The sequence below is a fragment of the Pseudomonas sp. 31 R 17 genome, from assembly GCF_900004915.1.
GTDB classification, from domain to species: Bacteria; Pseudomonadota; Gammaproteobacteria; order Pseudomonadales; family Pseudomonadaceae; genus Aquipseudomonas; species Aquipseudomonas orientalis_A.
This window is the reverse complement of sequence record NZ_CVTN01000056.1, coordinates 2610-21349: the sequence shown is the minus strand read 5'-3', so window position 1 is coordinate 21349 and position 18740 is coordinate 2610. Positions and strand designations below refer to the sequence as shown.

The 18740-nt window shown below is 63.5% G+C and carries 16 protein-coding genes; 8 read left to right on the top strand and 8 right to left on the bottom strand.

Going from position 1 to position 18740, the window contains the following annotated elements; translation table 11 throughout:
* Positions 1-51: 51 nt before the first annotated feature.
* Complete coding sequence (locus BFP89_RS07150; RefSeq protein ID WP_065884827.1) at positions 52-1389, bottom strand: lysine N(6)-hydroxylase/L-ornithine N(5)-oxygenase family protein; 1338 nt, start codon at positions 1387-1389, stop codon at positions 52-54.
* Positions 1390-1508: 119 nt separating this feature from the next.
* On the bottom strand, positions 1509-1991 hold the full coding sequence (locus tag BFP89_RS07145) for a sigma-70 family RNA polymerase sigma factor (RefSeq protein ID WP_065884826.1): 483 nt from the start codon (positions 1989-1991) through the stop codon (positions 1509-1511).
* Between the two features lie 256 nt (positions 1992-2247).
* Between BFP89_RS07145 and BFP89_RS07140 the strand changes: the two genes are divergently transcribed.
* The 7 genes from BFP89_RS07140 to BFP89_RS07110 all read left to right on the top strand — a co-directional run bounded on the left by BFP89_RS07140 (position 2248) and on the right by BFP89_RS07110 (position 11575).
* Positions 2248-3414 (top strand): efflux RND transporter periplasmic adaptor subunit, encoded by a 1167-nt coding sequence (locus tag BFP89_RS07140; RefSeq protein ID WP_065884825.1) that lies wholly within the window; start codon positions 2248-2250, stop codon positions 3412-3414.
* 1 nt (position 3415) lies between these two features.
* Positions 3416-5383: a MacB family efflux pump subunit gene (locus tag BFP89_RS07135; protein WP_065884824.1), complete on the top strand. Its 1968-nt coding sequence runs from the start codon at positions 3416-3418 to the stop codon at positions 5381-5383.
* Entirely contained in the window at positions 5376-6788 is a 1413-nt protein-coding gene (locus BFP89_RS07130) for an efflux transporter outer membrane subunit (RefSeq protein WP_065884823.1), read from the top strand. The genes BFP89_RS07135 and BFP89_RS07130 overlap by 8 nt, the downstream gene beginning before the upstream one ends.
* Before the next feature lie 107 nt (positions 6789-6895).
* On the top strand, positions 6896-7651 hold the full coding sequence (locus tag BFP89_RS07125) for an alpha/beta fold hydrolase (RefSeq protein ID WP_065884822.1): 756 nt from the start codon (positions 6896-6898) through the stop codon (positions 7649-7651).
* Positions 7652-8312: 661 nt separating this feature from the next.
* Entirely contained in the window at positions 8313-9569 is a 1257-nt protein-coding gene (locus BFP89_RS07120) for a Vps62-related protein (RefSeq protein ID WP_065884821.1), read from the top strand.
* 79 nt (positions 9570-9648) lie between these two features.
* Entirely contained in the window at positions 9649-10512 is an 864-nt protein-coding gene (locus BFP89_RS07115; protein ID WP_065884820.1) for a LysR family transcriptional regulator, read from the top strand.
* A 58-nt stretch (positions 10513-10570) separates the two neighbouring features.
* Positions 10571-11575 carry a LacI family DNA-binding transcriptional regulator gene (locus tag BFP89_RS07110; RefSeq protein WP_065884819.1) on the top strand — a complete coding sequence of 335 codons (1005 nt, stop codon included), beginning with the start codon at positions 10571-10573 and terminating at the stop codon, positions 11573-11575.
* Here BFP89_RS07110 and BFP89_RS07105 read toward each other — a convergent pair.
* The 6 genes from BFP89_RS07105 to BFP89_RS07080 form a co-directional block, all read right to left on the bottom strand.
* Positions 11572-12297 carry an SDR family oxidoreductase gene (locus BFP89_RS07105; protein WP_065884818.1) on the bottom strand — a complete coding sequence of 242 codons (726 nt, stop codon included), beginning with the start codon at positions 12295-12297 and terminating at the stop codon, positions 11572-11574. The two genes, BFP89_RS07110 and BFP89_RS07105, sit on opposite strands and share 4 nt — an antisense overlap.
* A gap of 140 nt (positions 12298-12437) precedes the next feature.
* Positions 12438-13970: an FGGY-family carbohydrate kinase gene (locus BFP89_RS07100; RefSeq protein WP_065884817.1), complete on the bottom strand. Its 1533-nt coding sequence runs from the start codon at positions 13968-13970 to the stop codon at positions 12438-12440.
* Between the two features lie 2 nt (positions 13971-13972).
* Positions 13973-15052, bottom strand: coding sequence for an alcohol dehydrogenase catalytic domain-containing protein (locus BFP89_RS07095; RefSeq protein ID WP_065884816.1), 1080 nt, complete (start codon positions 15050-15052; stop codon positions 13973-13975).
* Between the two features lie 27 nt (positions 15053-15079).
* A complete protein-coding gene (locus tag BFP89_RS07090; RefSeq protein WP_065885041.1) occupies positions 15080-16072 on the bottom strand; it encodes an ABC transporter permease in 993 nt (330 codons plus the stop codon).
* Entirely contained in the window at positions 16038-17546 is a 1509-nt protein-coding gene (locus BFP89_RS07085) for a sugar ABC transporter ATP-binding protein (RefSeq protein ID WP_065884815.1), read from the bottom strand. The genes BFP89_RS07090 and BFP89_RS07085 overlap by 35 nt, the downstream gene beginning before the upstream one ends.
* Positions 17547-17608: 62 nt before the next feature.
* A complete protein-coding gene (locus BFP89_RS07080; RefSeq protein WP_065884814.1) occupies positions 17609-18532 on the bottom strand; it encodes a substrate-binding domain-containing protein in 924 nt (307 codons plus the stop codon).
* Between BFP89_RS07080 and BFP89_RS29085 the strand changes: the two genes are divergently transcribed.
* Positions 18531-18740 (top strand): hypothetical protein (locus BFP89_RS29085; protein WP_218061315.1); only part of this gene is annotated, 210 nt, incomplete at its 3' end. The two genes, BFP89_RS07080 and BFP89_RS29085, sit on opposite strands and share 2 nt — an antisense overlap.

The following is an 18740-nucleotide window of genomic DNA, read 5'->3' as shown; positions in this document are numbered from 1 at the left end:
CGCGTTATCGTTGACGTTTTTCGCGAGCAAGCTCGCTCCTACAGACTCAGATCAGCTTGCGGTGGCGAGCAGCAGGTCCTGCACCGAGCGCGCGGTGCCACGACTGCGATCGTTCTCGTACAGCGACGCGGCAATTTCATCCGCCCGAATCGGCAGCACCGACAGTAATGTATCGCTCAGACCATGGCTGGCCTGGCTGAACCCCTGGATGTAGACGCCGGCCTTGCAGCGCTCGTCGGTGACGATGCGGTAGTCGCGGGCCACTTCGAAATCGCCTATGTAGGCTTGGAGCGGCGCGAGCAGTTCGCGGTGCATCTGGCGTTCGTAACCGGTGGCAAGGATTACCGCATCGTAGTGATTCACGCAGGTTTCGCCGGTGGCGTTGTTGCGCAGCGTCAGTTCGATGCCCAGCGGGCCGGGGGTGGCCTTTTCGACCACGGTCATGGTGCGAAATGCCTGGCGCGCGATGCCGGACACCTTCTGGCGATAGAAGATGCCGTAGATGCGCTCGATCAGGTCCAGGTCCACCACCGAGTAGTTGGTGTTCTGGTACTCGGCGACCAGGCGCTCACGTTCGGCGCCGACTTGCTGGAATACCAGGTCGGTAAAGGCCGGCGAGAACACTTCATTGACGAACGGGCTGTCATCCGCCGGCTTGAGCGCCGAACCGCGCAGAATCAGGTCGACCTGCACCGACGGGAAGCTGTCGTTGAGGTCGATAAAGGCTTCGGCGGCGCTCTGACCACCGCCGATCACCGCGATGCGCATCGGCTTGCCGTCGACACACGGCTGGCCGGCCATGCGCTCCAGGTACTGGGAATGGTGGAACACCCGGCTGTCGCCCTTGAGCGCCTTGAACGCCTCGGGAATACGCGGCGTGCCGCCGGCGCTGACCACCACCGAGCGCGTGGTGCGCACATGCTGCTCGCCCAGCGCATCGCGGGAAATCACGCGCAGCGCTTCAACCTGTTGCTGGTGCAGGATCGGCTCGATGGCCAGTACCTCTTCGCCGTAGCGGGCCTGGGCCTGGAATTGCCCGGCGACCCAGCGCAGGTAGTCGTTGTACTCCATGCGGCACGGGTAGAAGGTGCCCAGGTTGATGAAGTCCACCAGGCGGTCGTGGGCCTTGAGGTAATTGACGAAGGAATACGGACTGGTGGGGTTGCGCAGGGTCACCAGGTCCTTGAGGAAGGAAATCTGCAATTCGCTCTGGGTCACCAGGGTATTGCCGTGCCAGCGGTAGTCGGCCTGTTTGTCGAGGAACAGTACGTCCAGTTTGCCCTGGGCTTTCTCACGCTCCTGCAAGGCGATGGCCAGCGCCAGGTTCGAAGGGCCGAAGCCAATGCCGATCAGGTCGTGAACCGCGGGCGAAGCAATTGCCTGTGTCATTCCAGTGTCCTCTGGATAAGCCCCTTGGCGGTTGGGGCGGAATACCTTCATGGCCTGAACAACAGGCCGTGTGTTGATAGGAAACGAGGACAGTGAAATAAAATTTAACTAACAGCGCTTCAGTGCGCTTCCCACTCACGCATGCGCAACCGGCAGTGCTTCATGGCATTGACGATGTGCTTTTCCACCAGCGCGCGGGAAATGCACAGGCGCTCGGCGATTTGCAGGTGGGACAGGCCGTCGAGTTTGCGCAGCAGGAAACTGTCGCGGCAGGCCGCCGGCAGCTCGGCCAGGGCGCGTTCGAGCATCTCCAGGCGCTGGCTCTGGTCGTGGCTGGCGTGGGGTGAACACGGGGCGAAGCGTTCTTCAGCGTCCAGCACCTCCAGCGGCTCCACCTGGCGCAAGGCGTTGCGCCGATGGCCGTCGATCACCAGGTTCAGCGCCGTTCGGTACAGGAACGCGCGCGGCTGTTCGATCGGCGTGTCACTGGAGCGCTCCAGCACCCGCACATAGGCGTCATGCACCACATCCTCGGCCACCTGACGGTTGCCCAGCTTGGCGTTGAGGAAACACACCAGCTCGCGATAGTAGTTTTCCAACATGACTCCTGGCCCCATGGCCGTGGTGCGGACGATGCCAACCTGCGTAGAAACACAGCCATCGATGATGGCAGTTTGAGTATGTGCAATTTATAGTAATTCTCATCTACTTTTAAAGAAGTCTCGCATCAACGGTCGATTTTTTTCTTCGTCCGACCTGTAATCGCGCGTGTAACAGCCTAAATCCCCGGCGATTTTCTTCGTTTACCTGTCAGCTCTGCGCGACTGCGCCCCGATCTTTCCTGGCTGGAACCTACGCATGAAACGCCCTCGACCCGCCCGACGCGCCCTGCTTGTGGTGGCGTGCCTGATCCCCATCGTTGCGTTTGTCGCCTGGCAAGCCCTTGCGCCGGGCCGGGACGCCCTGGCCACCGTGACGGTCACCCGGGGCGATATCGAAAACAGCGTCACGGCCCTGGGCACCCTGCAACCGCGGCGCTATGTGGATGTCGGCGCCCAGGCTTCCGGGCAGATCCAGAAGATCCACGTCGAGGCCGGTGATCAGGTCAAGGAAGGCCAGTTGCTGGTGGAGATCGACCCGTCGACGCAAAAAGCCAAGCTCGACGCCAGCCGCTACGCCATCGAAAACCTGCAGGCGCAATTGCAGGAGCAGAAAGCCCAGCACGCCTTGGCGCGCCAGAAATACCAGCGTCAGCAACGCCTGAGCGCCGGTAACGCCACCCGCGAAGAAGATGTGCAAACCGCCAGGGCCGAACTGGACGCCACCCAGGCGCGGGTCGACATGTTCCAGGCCCAGATTCGCCAGGCCCGGGCCAGCCTGCGCAGCGACGAAGCGGAACTCGGTTACACGCGCATCTACGCGCCGATGGCCGGTACCGTGGTGGCGGTGGATGCGCGGGTCGGGCAGACCCTTAATGCGCAACAACAAACGCCGCTGATCCTGCGCATCGCCAAATTGTCGCCGATGACGGTGTGGGCCGAAGTCTCCGAGGCGGATATCGGCCATGTCAAACCTGGCATGAGTGCGTATTTCACCACCTTGAGCGGCGGCAGCCGGCGCTGGACCAGCACTGTGCGCCAGATCCTGCCGATCCCGCCCAAGCCGTTGAACGAAACCCAGGGCAGCGGCAGCCCGAGCAACAGCAAGAGCGGCACCGGCCGCGTCGTGCTGTACACGGTGTTGCTGGACGTCGACAACGCCGATAACGCGCTGATGGCGGAAATGACCACCCAGGTGTTTTTCGTCGCCAGCCAGGTCAAGGACGCCCTGACCGTGCCGGTCGCCGCGCTGCAAGGCGCGCCCACGGCGGACACGCAACTCGCCCGCGTCGTGGCGAAAAACGGCAGCATCGAGCAGCGTTCGGTGCGCCTGGGCATCAGCGACCGCCTGCGCGTGCAGGTGCTGGAGGGCCTCGACGAAGGCGATCACCTGTTGATCGGCCCGGCCGACGGCAGCGGGGGCTGAGTTGACCACGCCACTGATCGAACTCAAGCACATCCGCAAATCCTACGGCGGCGGCGACAGCCCGCAGGTCGACGTGCTGCGCGGCATCGACCTGTCGATCCACGCCGGGGAATTCGTCGCCATCGTCGGCGCGTCGGGCTCCGGCAAGTCGACGTTGATGAACATCCTCGGTTGCCTCGACCGCCCGAGCGAAGGCGATTACCTGTTCGCCGGGGAAAACGTCGCCCAACTGGGCAGCGACGAACTGGCCTGGCTGCGCCGCGAAGCGTTCGGCTTCGTGTTCCAGGGCTACCACCTGATCCCGTCGGCATCGGCCCAGGAAAACGTCGAGATGCCGGCGATCTATGCCGGTATCAGTGCCGGCGAACGGCACGCCCGCGCCAATGCCCTGCTCACCCGCCTGGGCCTGGCCGAGCGCACCGGCAACCGTCCGCACCAGCTCTCCGGTGGTCAGCAGCAACGGGTGTCCATCGCGCGTGCGCTGATGAACGGCGGGCATATCATCCTCGCCGACGAACCCACCGGCGCCCTCGACAGCCACAGCGGCGCCGAGGTGATGACCCTGCTCGACGAACTGGCGAGCCAGGGCCATGTGGTCATTCTGATTACCCATGACCGCGAAGTGGCGGCGCGGGCCAACCGCATCATCGAGATTCGCGACGGCCTGATCATCAGCGACTCGCCCGCCCCTCAGACCGAGGCACCCGCGAACAGCGCGGCGCTGCAAGCCGTTGACCTGCGCCAGCGCCTGGCCGATGGCGCCGAACACAACGGTGCCTGGAAAGCCGAACTGCTCGACGCGCTGCAAGCGGCCTGGCGCGTGATGTGGATCAACCGCTTTCGCACCGCGCTGACCCTGCTCGGCATCATTATCGGGGTGGCCTCGGTGGTGGTCATGCTGGCCGTGGGTGAAGGCAGCAAGCGCCAGGTCATGGCGCAGATGGGCGCGTTCGGCTCGAACATTCTGTATGTCAGTGGTTCGTCGCCCAACCCGCGTACGCCCCTGGGCATCATCACGCCCGCCGACGTGGCCGCCCTGGCCACCCTGCCGCAGGTGAAACGGATCATGCCGGTCAACGGCGCCGAAGCCGGCGTGCGTTTCGGCAACATTGACTACATGGCCTATGTGGGCGGCAACGACACTAATTTCCCGACCATCTTCAACTGGCCGGTGGTCGAGGGCAGCTACTTCACCGAGGCCGACGAACGCAACGCCGCCACCGTCGCGGTGATCGGCGCACGGGTGCGCGACAAGCTGTTCAAAGGCCTGGTCAACCCCATCGGCCAGTACATCCTGATCGAAAACGTGCCCTTCCAGGTGGTGGGCGTGCTCCAGGAAAAAGGCTCCAGCTCGGGCAACAAGGACAGCGACGATCGCATTGCCATCCCCTACTCCGCCGCCAGCATCCGCCTGTTCGGCAGCTACAACCCGGAGTACGTGGTGATCGCCGCCGCCGACGCCACCCGGGTGAACGCCGCCGAGCAGGCCATCGATCAGTTGCTCAAGCGTTTGCACCACGGCAAGGACGACTACCACCTGACCAACAACGCCGCGATGATCCAGGCCGAGGCGCGCACGGCCAATACCCTGTCGCTGATGCTCGGCTCGATTGCGGCGATTTCCCTGCTGGTGGGCGGCATCGGCGTGATGAATATCATGTTGATGACGGTACGTGAACGGACCCGCGAAATCGGCATCCGCATGGCCACCGGCGCACGCCAGCGCGACATCCTGCGCCAGTTTCTCACCGAGGCGGTGATGCTCTCGGTGGTCGGCGGGTTGTTCGGTATCGCCCTGGCGCTGCTGGTGGGCGGCGTGCTGGTGCTGGCCGAAGTGGCCGTGCAGTTTTCCCTGGTGGCGATGCTCGGTGCCTTTGGCTGCGCGCTGGTCACCGGCGTCGTATTCGGCTTTATGCCGGCCCGTAAAGCTGCCCGGCTCGATCCGGTTAAGGCATTGACCAGTGAATAAACCCTCCCTTGCCACACCGCTTTCCCTGCTCGGACTGTGCCTGCTGCTCAGCGCCTGCGCCGGCAACCCCGGCGCCGTCGACAGCGGCATCACGCCGCCCGCCGCCTGGCACTCTGCCGAACGCGCGGCCAGCCAAGCCACCAACCAGCGCTGGTGGACGCACTTTGGCAGCCCGTCGCTCAACCGCCTGATCGACCAGGCGCGGCGTGACAGTTTCGATGTGGCCGCCGCCATGGCCCGCGTGCGCCAGGCCCAGGCAACGGCGGTGATTGCCGGCGCACCGCTGCTGCCCGAGGTCAAGTTCAACCTCACCGCCACCCGCGAAAAGCTGCTGCGCGGCAGCGGCAACTCGGACCTCAACGCCACCGAAAACAATAAAACCGTCACCAGCTATGACGCCAACCTCACGGCCAGCTACGAACTCGACTTCTGGGGCGGTCGCGCCGCTGCGCGCGACGGCGCCCTGCATAGCCTGCAGGCCAGCCGGTTCGACCAGGCCAACGTGGAACTGACCCTGCTGAGCAACGTCGCCGATCGCTACGCGCAAACCCTGGCGGCGCGCCAACGCGTGCAGATCGCCGAGCTGAACCTGGCGAATGCGCGCGCGGTGCTGAAGCTGGTGCAAACCCGCTACGACGCCGGTTCCGCCACGGCCCTGGAACTGGCGCAACAGAAAAGCCTGGTGGCCGGCCAGCAACGGCAACTGCCGCTGGTCCAGCAACTGGCCGAAGAGGCGCGCATCACCCTGGCCGCACTGCTCGGCCAGCCCGTGCAAGCGCTGGAACTGGGCAGCGAGGCGTTCCCGGCACTGACCTGGCCAACCATCGGGCCCGGCGTGCCCAGCCAGTTATTGAGCCGACGCCCCGACCTCGCCCGGGCCGAGGCACAGCTGGCGGCGGCGAGTGCCGACGTCAGCGTCGCCCGTGCAGCGATGCTGCCCGCGGTGACCCTCGGCGCGACCCTCGGCTCGGGCGCGTACAAGGCCGACGAGATCCTGCGCAGCCCGTTCTACACCCTGACCTCGGGCCTGGTGGCGCCGATCTTCAACAACGGTCGTTTAAGCGCCGAACGCGACAAGGCCCGCGCGCGCCAGGATGAGCTTCTGCAAAGCTACCGTGGGGCGATCATCAACGGCTTTGCCGATGTGGAAAAAGCCCTCAGCAGCATTAGCCGCCTCGACCAGCAACGCCAATGGCAAGCCGAAGAACTGCAACAGGCCCGGACTGCGTTCCGGATCGCCGAAAGCCGCTACCAGGCCGGTGCCGAGGATCTGCTCACAGTGCTGCAAACCCAACGCACGTTGTACGCGGCCCAGGACTTGGACGTGCAGCTGCGGCTGTCGCGCCTGCAAGCCAGCATCGCGTTGTACAAAGCATTGGGCGGTGGCTGGAATAGCGGCACCTGATAAACGAAACTCCAGTTTCGTACACGATCCGTTTAATCGCCTTACATTATTAGACCCAAGGTCCTTGGTAAAAAAGCCGACTTCACACGGCTTCCCGGGACCTTCTAATGAAATCCAGCGTTGTTGGAAAATGCCTGGTCTGCCTCGGCGGCTGGCTGATCGCACACCTGGGCCTGGCCGAGCCGTTGATCGCGCCCACCGCCATTGACTGGTTACTCGATTGCCCCTTCCCGGTGTTCGAGCCGCTCGACCCCGAGGTACTCGCCCGTACCCAATGTGGCGTGGTGACGGTGCCCCGCGACCATGCCGCCCCTGGCCGCGGCCGCCTGCGCTTGAGCGTGACCCGCGTCGGCGCGCGCGACCCGCTCAACCGCGAGGGCGTGGTGTTTATCCAGTCCGGCGATCCGCGTACGGCCAGGAATGCCACCTTTGCCCTGCACCTGGCCGGCCGCTGGGAGTCTTACGCCACCCCGGCGTATCGCATGCTCGTCGACCGCTACGACATGATCGAACTGAGCAGCCGCGACCTCAAAGGCAGCGATGCCCTCGAACAGGCGGCAGAGGATATGGAGTATGTGCGCGGGCAACTGGGCGAGTCCCGGCTCAACTACGTCGGCAATGCCGACGCGGCGCGCCTGGGCAACCGCTACGCCACGCGGTTTCCCGAACGCATCGCACGCATGGTGCTGGTCAACGCCGGGCGCGGCGAACCGGGCGCGTCCGGCGTCGACTCGCTGCTGCTCAAGGAACCCGCCCAGGCCACAGCCGACGGCTGCGTCAGCCGCTGGCTCGGGGAGTTTCTGGCCTACGGCAAACAGCCACCGGCGAACACCCGGTGTCTCGACCGTGGCGGCTGGGAGTGAGCCTTACCGGATCTACCGAAGTTCGATCACTCTTGATTCACCCCACAACCCAATGTGGGAGGGGCGGTGCGACGATTCGACTTGCCCCCGATGACCATAAGTATCTACACAACTCAGCAGCGCCCAACCGCAACCACGATGCGCAGCGAGTCGCTCTTGCTCTTGATCTGCTTTTGATCTTGATCTTAGGCGCCCCGTTAAACCACGCTGGCCGAACGCAGGCTTGAATCCGTGGGTAACCCGGCAGGACGCCGGGTTAGCCGCCCCGCGCCATGGATGGCGCGTGGCGGCGGCCCACGGATTCAAGCCTGCGTTCGGGCACCCCGAGCCCAAGCGAGGTGCCGAGTGGTGGGGCAAGAGCGTTTTGCTTACTTTTGCGCTTTTCAAAAGTGAGCCGCTGTAAAAGCGGAACCCATAGCAGCCGTTACCGCAGAAACGGATATGTACCCGGTCCAATCCAACATCCTGGTCGGCCCAGAGGCCGCCATCGGGGGCAAGCCCCCTCCCACATTTGCACTGCATTCCAATCAAAAGATGCCTGCCCTAATAATAGCTATCTACCGCTTCCCGCCGCTCCAGCAGGTATCAACTGTCCAGCGTACTCAACCCTCCGGCGGACTGATAACCGCCAGGGGTTTCCCGACTGAACAGAGCGATCCCGATGGTCCCCCTTAAATACAAAGACTTGCTGATCAACTTCACTAACAACTTTACTCACCTCTGGAACAACCGGCGTCGCGAGGATGGGCATTTTGGCGACGCGCCCGCCGGTCTCTGGCGCCCTCGCATACCTGCGAAGCTGGCTGGCTACTACCCGATCGGCGACAGGCTTGAAGATAATTTCAACACCATCGACGGCGTCCAGGCGATGCCGGTGGTCGCCGATGCCAATGGCCCCACGGGTACCGCCTTGAAGCCACCCACGGATTTCGAACGGGTATGGGCCTTTGAGCAACCGGGGTACAACGTGTCGATCTGGCGCCCGGTGCCGCCTGAAGGCTATGTGGCAATGGGATTGGTCGTTGGCAACGGCCTGCTTGAGCCTTCCGTGAATGCGGTTCGGTGCCTGCGTGATGATCTGCCGGTCACGTCGCACATCGACGAACTGCTGTGGAGCGATCGAGGCACCGGCGCACCCGGGGATTTTTCCGCCTGGAGTGTCAAGCCGCCCACTGCGCCACCGGCTGAAGTGTATTTCAGCGCCGCCACTTTCATGGGCCAGCCGGGCTATGCTCGACCGTTGGCCAGTCCCCCCGTGCATGCCCTGCGCGCACATATGCTGATTGAATCGACGGAGCCCAGCGTCGCCCCCATTCTGCACAGCTACGCCAAGCCTTCAGCGTTCGAAAAAACCACCACGGCCTATGTCACCCAACTGCCCTGGTTCACTATCGAAGACCCCGACCTGACCCCTATGGAACAGTTGACCCAGACGCCCTACTACCAGTTGGAGCGCAAGGATTACTACGTGTTGCTCAACCACGCGCATAACAACACTTCGACCGTACAACGCTATAACTGGGCGAGTACCCGCATCGAAAATGGGTCGACCACCGAGAGCACCTCGCAGACCGTCGGCACAGAAAGCAGCGTCGAACTGCAATTCGCCAGTTTCTTCAAGGCCTCTGCAAAAATCAGCCTGAGCGTCACCCATGTCAGCACGCAAACCCGAGGCTGGGCCAAATCCGAAACCTACACCGTCTGGTGCACCCTGGGGCCTCACAAGGCGGTGGCGGTCTACCTGATCAACAGCGACTATCGCCTGCTCAGGGCGGATGGGCGCCAGGTGGGCCAGATGTATACCCGAAGCAATGAAAACAGCCTGTACTGGAGCGAATACCCTGCGACCCAGGGCAATACCGTCAGGGTCAGCCGCTCCATAGCAGGAGAAACGTCCGCCGAAATTATCCTGCCCTGAGTGAACGCGCCATTGCGCTCACCCTTCGCCGCCAGTCGTCCTACAATGGCGCCGACTTTCCTTTGATTTCGGAACCGACATGGACATCGAGCTGGCACGCACCTTCCTCGAAATCACCCGCTGCGGCAGCCTCGCCGCAGCGGCGGAGAAACTGCACGTCACCCAGACCGCCATCACCGCACGGGTGAAAAACCTGGAAAACCAGTTGGGCAGTACGCTGTTCGTGCGCAATCGCGCCGGTGCTCGCCTGACCGCCGACGGCGAGGCCTTCGTGGTGTACGCCAACCAGTTGCTGCAGACCTGGGAAGCGGCGCGGCGCGACCTGCCGTTGCCCGATGGCTATCGTAATGTGCTGCATATCGGCGGTGAGGTCAGCCTGTGCAATCCGCTGATGCTCGGCTGGGCCAAGGCGCTGCGCGAGCATATCCCCGGGCATGCCCTGCGCACTGAAATTCGCGAGGGCGAATACCTGTTGCGCCAGTTGGAGTTGGGCGTGCTCGACGCCGCGCTGGTGTTCCAGCCGCAATACTGGCCGGGTTTGCAGGTGGAGCAGGTGCTGGAAGAAAAACTGATCCTGGTGCAACTGACGAGCCAACCCGAGCCGTACGTGTATATCGACTGGGGCCAGGGTTTTCGCCAGCAGCACGACGCCGCCCTGCCCGACCGCGCGCGCGCCGCCGTGAGTTTCAACCTCGGGCCGCTGGCGTTGCAGTACATCCTGGAGAACGGCGGCGCCGGGTATTTCCGCACGCGCGTGGTGCAGAGCTACCTGGACAGCGGCGTGATGCAGCGGGTGGCCAAGGCGCCGGAATTCAGTTTCCCGACGTACCTGGTGTATTCGCGGGCACGGGATTCGGCGGTGCTGCAGCAGGCGTTGACCTTGTTGCGCGAAGTGGTCAAGGCCGAAGGTGACTGGTCGCAACGCTGGGACCCGCTGATTTGAATCACCCTGGGCAGGCGCGCATGCTAGCCTGCGGGTGTGTCCTCTTGCAGCCTTACCGATGAACAAGAAAAAGTCCGTCACCATCAGCGACATCGCCAAACGGGTGGGCATGACCACCATCACCGTGTCCCGGGCGTTGAGCAAACCTGACCTGGTCAAACCCGCCACCCTGGCGCGCATTCTGGAAGTGGCGCGCGAGCTCGACTACGTGCCCAATGCCTTCGCGCGGGGGCTCAAGCGCAGTGAAAGCCTGATCATCGGCGTGATCACCGCATCGGTGGACAACCCGTTCTACAGCGAGATGATCAAGGCGATCTCCCGCGAAGCGAAAAAGCACGGCTACACCATCATGCTGGTGGACACCGATGAGCTCGAAGAACTGGAAAGCAAGGCCGTCGATACCCTGCTGGGTTATCGCGTGGCGGGGATCATCCTGTCGCCGGTCTCCGATGAGCCAAGCTACCAGCCCGACTATCTCGAGCGCCTGGGCAACGGCAAGACCCCGGTCGTGTTGCTTGACCGCACACTTCACGACAGCCCGTTCAGCCGCGTGGTGCTCGACAACTACCACAGCGGCATCCAGGCCGCGCACTACCTGTTGCGCCAGACCCCGGACCTCAAGCGCCTGCTGGTGCTGACCGGCCCCGAACACTCGCGCATCACCGTCGAACGCCTCAAGGGCCTGCGCGAAGTACTGGCCGACCATCCCCAGGTGCAGGTCGAGGTGCAGGCCGGGGACTACACGCTGATGCCGTCCTACCTGCACACCCTCGACTACCTCGCCGCGCACTCGGCGCCGGACGCGATCATGGGCTTCAACCAATTGATCACCCTCGGCGCCCTGCGCGCGTTGCGCATGCACAACATCGCCCACGACAGCCTGACCATCTGCGGCATCGACCGCCTGCCCTTCGCCGATATTTTCGGCGTGCCCATCGCCTGCGTGGCCCACGATGCGTCGCTGGCCGGCAGCAGCGCGGTGCGCCTGTTGCTCGATCGCCTGCAAGACCCGCACAAGCCACGGGACAAGGTGGTCATCGCCGGGCAGTTGGAGAACGGCTAACGGCTGGTATAGCCGCCATCAATCGGCAGGCTCACGCCGCTGATCATGCTGGCCGCATCGCTGAGCAGGAACAGCACCGGCAACGCGACGTCCACGGTGTGCGCAAAACGGCCCAGGGGAATGGCGGCCAGTGCCGGGTCGCGCTTGACCGGATCGGACCAGGCCATGGTCGCCATCGGCGTGAGGGTGACAGTGGGGTTGACGCTGTTGACGCGAATGCCGAAGCGACCCCATTCGGCGCATTGCACGCGGGTGATCGCATCGAGGGCGGCCTTGGAGGCGCAGTAGCTCAGGTGATCATCCAGCGCCACCAGCGAGGCCTGGCTTGAGACGTTGACGATGCTGCCGGCGATGTTCTCTTCGATCATTTTTGCCGCCACGCGGCTGGCCACGTGCGCCGCGGCGCGGGCGTTGACCTGCATCACCTGGTCGAAGGCTTCGGCGCTGATGGCGGCGGCGGGCTCCAGGCGTGAAATGCCGGCGCAGTTGACCAGGCCGTGCAGCGCCGGCAGCTCATTCAAGGCGTGGTCGAGCGCGGCGCTGTCGGCGATATCCACGCTCAGGCTGTGGCAGCCCAGTTCGGCCAGGGCCTGGGCGTCGCGACCCAGGGCGAAGACCTCGGCGCCACTGGCGATCAGCTGCCGGGCGATTTCGCGGCCGATGCCGCTGCTGGCGCCGGTGACGAGGATGCGGTGGTGAGTGAAGTCAAAAATCGCGTTCATAGATCAAAATCTCAAGAACAATGAAGATCCACTGTGGGAGGGGGCTTGCCCCCGATAGCGGTGTGTCATTCAACACAGGGGGCGACTGTTACACCGCCATCGGGGTGTAGCCCCCTCCCACCTTTTTGAACTGGGTTGGGTCAGTTGGCCTGCAGGTTATGCATGATCGGTTTCAGCGCGGGATACAGCTTCAGGTACTCGGCAAACGCCTGGTCGTACACCGCGACATTCTCCCGCTTGGGCTGCGCCCGCAATGCCAACTGCACCCAGCCCTTGTCCATCGCCTCATCACTGACCAACCCCACCGTGTGCGCTGCCAGCAACGCCGCCCCCAGCGCCGCTTCGACTTCCTGGACGATGGTGTACACCGGGTAGCGCGTCACATCCGCGATGATCTGCATCCACACATCCGAATGGCTCGCACCGCCCACCACGATCAAGCGCGGGTCAAGGGAATGCGCGCCCCGGGTGCCGGCTTCGATGTTGTGGCGCAGGGCAAAACTCACCCCTTCGAGCACGGCGCGGTACAGGTGGATGCGCGTGTGATACAGGTTCAGCCCGACAAAACTGCCGCTGGCGCGGTCGTCCCACACCGGGCTGCGCTCGCCCATCAGGTAGGGCAGGAACAACAGGCCCTCGCTGCCCGCCGGGATGTTCATCGCGCTGCGCTCGAGCAACACCAGGCTGTCCTCGCCGCTCGCCCGGGCCTGTTGCTCCTCGGCCTGGCAGAACTGCTCGCGGAACCAACTGACCGATGCCCCTGCGGTGATCGCGCCACCAAAGATGTACAGGTCGCGATGACCGTTATAGACGTGAGGCATGCTCACCAACCCGTGCTGCGCGTCCACCTGCTGGTTGAGGTAGCCCCAACACATGCTGGTGCCGATCATCGCCACATGGTTGCCCGGTTGGGTGACGCCCGCCGCCAGGGTCGCCATGGCCGCATCCACGCCACCGGCGAGCACCGGCGTGCCCGCCTGCAGGCCCAGGCGCGCGGCCCAGTCCTGAAGCAAACCACCCACCACCTCGCCGGAATACAGCAACCGCTCCGGCATCATCGCCGGCGGGATGCCCAGTGCATCGAGCATCTCGCCCGACCAGCCGCGCGCAACCACATCGTAGACACCGCCGATATTGCCGGCGCTGCTGTGGTCCACCGCCAGCTCGCCGGTCAGGCACCAGTTGATATAGCTGTTGGGCGGCAGCAGGTAGCGCGTGTTGGCCCACACGTCAGGCTGGTGCTGCTTGAGCCAGAGCATCTTGGTGAAGCCGTAGTAACTGTCCAGCGAGTTGCCGGTGACCGCATACATTCGGTCCAGGTCGACATTCCCACGCACCCACGCCACTTGCTCACCGGCACGACGGTCCATCCAGATCAGGCACGGGTGCAACGGTGTGATCTGCGCATCCACCGCGATGCCCGAGCCGCCGTACAGGCTGCTGATGCACAACGCCTTGACCTGTTGCGCCGCAACGCCGGCCTTGAGCATGCACTGCGCCACACACGTCTCGACCGCGTCCAGCCAGACCTGCGGCCATTGCTCGGCCCAGCGCACTTTCGGCGTATCCACGCGATAGCCCTGGCTGTGCTGGGCGATGATCGTGCCGTGGGCATCCACCAGCAGCGCCTTGGTGCTCTGGGTCCCTATGTCTACACCCATCACGTAGTTCATCGTCAGAGCACCGGCTTCAACAGCACCTTGATCGACTTGGTCGAGTTGGCCAGCTCGAAGGCCTCGGCGAAGTCATCCAGCGGGAAGTCATGGGTGACGATGCCTTTTGACGTGACCAGGCCGCGTTCGAACAGGTCGATGGCAATCGGGTAGCAATACGGGCCCAGGTGGGCGCCGCGTACGTCCAGCTCCTTGCGGTCGCCGATGATCGACCAGTCCACGCTGGTCTCGGCGCCGAACACGCTGAATTCGACAAAGCGCCCGAGCTTGCGGATCAGGTCCAGGCCCTGGGTGACGCCGGCCGGTACGCCGGTGGTCTCGATGTACACGTCGCAGCCGTAATTATCGGTAAGGCCGTTGATGATTGCGCGAGCGTTGTCCCGCGACGGGTTGATCACCACATCGGCGCCGAACTTTTTCGCCAGCTCCAGACGCTCGTCGACCATGTCGATCACCACCAGTTTCTTCGGCGTCTTCAGCGCCGCCACCTGCACCATGCACAGGCCCAGGGTGCCGGCGCCGGCAATCACCACCACGTCGTCAAGCTGGATATCGCCACGGTTGACCGTATGGATCGAGCAGGCCATGGGCTCCACCAGCGCCGAGTCTTCCAGGGACACCGACTCGGGAATCTTGTGCACGATGGCCGTCTTGGGAATGCGCATGTATTGAGCCATACCGCCCTCGGCGACCTCACGCTGAAAGCCGAAGATGTTGTGCACTTCGCACATCCAGTATTTGCCCGACTTGCAGAACCGGCACTTGCTGCAGGGCACGATCTGCTCGGCGATCACCTTGTCGCCCACCGTCACTTCGAAGTGCTCCTCGGCGCCCTCGCCCGCCTCCACCACATAGCCGAAAAACTCGTGGCCCGGCACCACAGGCGCCTTGACCCAGGGATTGTCGCCACCCCAGAACATCGCCGCGCCGGAATGGCACTTGCAATCGCTGGCGCAGATGCCGCAGGCGGCAATGCGGATCACCAGTTCATTGGGCCGCGCCCGGGGTTTGCCGATGCGTTCCAGGCGGTAGTCCTTGGGGCCGTGGCAGACGACGGCTTGCATATCAGAGTGCTTGTCCATGGTGTTCGTTCCTGTGTGGATAGAGGGTTAGCGATGGCGCTGACGGCTGATAAAGATCGCCAGCAAAATGATTGCGCCCTTGATCACGCTCTGCACGTAAGGCGATACGCCGAGCATGTTCAAGCCGTTGTTCAAGACGCCGAGCAACATGGCGCCGAGCAAGGTGCCGATGATCACGCCGCGCCCGCCGGCAATCGACGCACCGCCCAGTACCACGGCGGCAATCGCATCCAGTTCGAACGACACACCGGCATTCGGCTGGCCGCTCATCAGGCGTGAGGTCAGCACCAGCCCGGCAATCGCTGCGGTGAGGCCGCTGATGCCGTACACCAGCAATTTGAAGCGCGCCGCCCGTACCCCGGACAAGCGCACCGCCTCCTCATTGCCGCCGATGGCGTAGATGTAGCGACCGATGCGCGTGTGCTGCAGCAGCACATAGGCCGCCAGGTAAGTGAGCAGCATGATCAGAATAGGCACCTGGATGCCGAACACGCTGGCGCGGCCGAACACCGCGAACCACTCCGGCAGCCCGGAAATCGGATAGCCGTCGGTGTACATCAGCCCCAGGCCCCGGGCGATGCCCATGGTCGCCAGGGTCACGATGATCGGCGGCATATGCAGGTAGGCCACGAACAGGCCGTTGCCGATGCCGAACGCCACACCCACCAGCATCCCGGCGCCGATTGCCAGACCCGGCGGCAGCCCCGCGACCATCAAGCCGGCCGTGAGCGTGCCGGACAGCGCCATCACCGGCCCCACCGACAGATCGATGCCGCCGGTAAGAATCACGCAGGTCATGCCCACCGCGATGATCGCGTTGATCGACACCTGGCGCGCAATGTTCGACAGGTTGCCGGCGGTGAGGAAGGTGTCGCTGGCGAGAATCATCACCAGGGTCACCACCACCAGCCCGACAAAGGGATAAAACGCCGGCGAGCGCAGCAACCGCGCCAGGTTCAGGCGCAACCGGCCGGTGCCTGCCGTATTAATGGACGTATTCACTTGAGCCCCCTGTTGCATGGCGCATGACCTCTTGAGGATTGACGGCGGACGCTTCCAGCACCTTGACAATCGCGCCCTTGTGGAAGACCGCGACGCGGTCGCACATGCCGATGACTTCCGGCAGTTCGGAGGAAATCATGATGATCGCGTAGCCCTGTTCGGTGAGGCTGCGCTTCAGCGCGTAGATCTGCGCCTTGGCGCCGACATCGATGCCCCGGGTGGGTTCGTCGAACACCAGCACATCGCAGTGGTGGTTGATCCAGCGGGCAATCACCACCTTTTGCTGGTTGCCGCCGCTGAGGTTGAACACGCGGCTTTCCGCGCTGGGCGCCTTGATCGACAGCTGGCGCATCAGCGCTTCGACGCTGGCGCATTCCCTGGCCGTGTCGATCAGGCCCGCGGCGTTCTGGTATTTGGGCAGGTTGTTCAACGAGATATTTTCGCGAATGCTGAAGTCGGTGATCAGCCCTTCGCTCTTGCGGCTCTCCGGCAGCAGGCCGATGCCGTGCGCCAGGGCCTGGGCCGGGTCGTCGAGGCTGACCTTTTCGCCGCGCAGCCACACGTCTTTGCTCACCGAGGGCAGCGCGCCCATCATGCCCAGGGCCAGTTCGGTGCGACCGGAACCGACCAGGCCGGCAAAGCCGAGGATTTCACCGCTGTGCAAGTCAAAGCGGTTATGCGGGCCGTTGCGCACCAGCTGGATGTCCTTGACCTCCAGCAGCAAAGGCCCGCGTGCGGTGGTGGGCTTGGGCGGGAAACTGCATTCCAGGCGGCGGCCGACCATCATCTCGACCAGACGGTCGATATCGCTGTCGGCCACGGCGGTGACGCCTGCATTGCCGCCATCGCGTAACACACTGATGCGGTCGCACACCTGGAAAATCTCCTCCAGATGGTGCGAGATGAAAATCACTGCCACGCCCTGGCGCTTGAGTTCGCGCATGATCTCGAACAGCAGCTCGGCCTCGCTGGGCGTCAGCGTTGCAGTAGGTTCATCGAGCACCAGCAAACGCGCATCCAGGGCCAGGGCCTTGGCGATCTCGACGAACTGCTGCTCGGCCACGCTCAGGTGCCGGACGGCGCATTCCAGGTTGATCGACACGCCCAGGCGCTTGAACAACGCCTGGCAGGCCTCAAGCATTTCGCGTTTGCGCAACAGGCCGAAGCGGTTGCTCAGCTCATGGCCGAGGAAGATATTTTCCACCGCCGTGAGGTAGGGAATCAGGCTGAATTCCTGGAACACAATGCCGATGCCGGCGGCAATCGCATCACGGTAGGTCGCAAATTGCCGGGGCTGACCGTCGATCAGGATCTGCCCTTCATCCTGATGCTCGACGCCGCCGAGGATCTTCATCAGGGTGGATTTGCCCGCGCCGTTCTCCCCGAGCAACGCGTGGATTTCGCCGCGCTCCACTTGCAGGTTGATGGACTGGAGGGCCTGCACCCCCGGGTAACGTTTACAGATATTTTCCAGCTTCAGAAGACTGCTCATACCGAAGGCCTCGCACTCAGAAGGAAGACCGGCGCCCCACGGCGGACGTGGGGCGCAGGGGTTTACCAGCTGAAGTTTCCGGCCTTGGCCTGGTCGATCAGGGTGATGTCCACCGGGATCGTGGCGGGCACTTGCGAGCCCCATTTCCTGGCCAGGGCTATGCCCAGGGCCAGGCGGATCTGGTCACGGGGGTATTGGGCCGAGGTGGCGATGAACTTGCTGCCGGGTTTCTGGATTGCCTTGATCGCTTCCGGCGCACCGTCGACGCTCACCAGCTTCACATCCATGCCGCTGGCTTCGATGGCCGACAGCGCGCCGAGGGAGCCGTTGTCGTTCACGCTGAAAATGCCCTTGAGGGTGGGCTGGGCCTGCAACATGTTTTCGGTGACGGTCAGCGCCTGGTCACGTTCCTGCTTGCCGTTCTGGATGCTGACAATCTTGATGTCCGGGTGCTTGGCCACCGCCTCCTTGCAACCGCGCACACGTTCGAGGATCGGCACCACGGCGATGCCGTCGAGGATGGCGATATTGCCTTTGTCGCCGATGTGCCTGGCCAGGTACTCACAGGCCTGGAAACCGGCATCGAAGTTTTTCGAGCCGACGAAAGAATCCAGCGGGCCCTCCGCCTGGGCGTCCACCGCCACTACGACCACACCGGCAGCATGGGCGGACTTGACCGCCGATTGCACACCGACCGAATCGGTCGGGTTGATCAGCAGGATATCGATGCCTTTTTGCAGCATGTCTTCAACGTCACTGACCTGCTTGGACACGTCATGCCGGGCGTCGGTAATGATCAGTGTCGCCCCGATGCTCGCGCCGGCTTCTTCCAGGGCGTTCTTCATGGTGACGAAATAGGGGTTGTTGATCTCCTGGAAGGAGGCGCCGATGCGGATCGGCTTGGCGGCTTCGGCAAACACAGGGGAAACGCTGCCCAGAGTGATGCTGGCAGCCAATAAACACAGGGTTTTCGGGAGCATTTTCATGGCGTGGGTCTCTGTTTTGTTTTTATTTTTAGAGCAAATGTTATCGTTAACATTTTGCCAGAAGCTAACAAGGAAATTAGGTCCGCGCAAGGGGCCATTGGTCAGACTCGATTCAAATGTGGGAGGGGGCTTGCCCCCGATGGCGGCCTCTGGGCCGACCAGGATGTTGGATCAGATCGAGTACATATCCGTTTCTGCGGTAACGGCC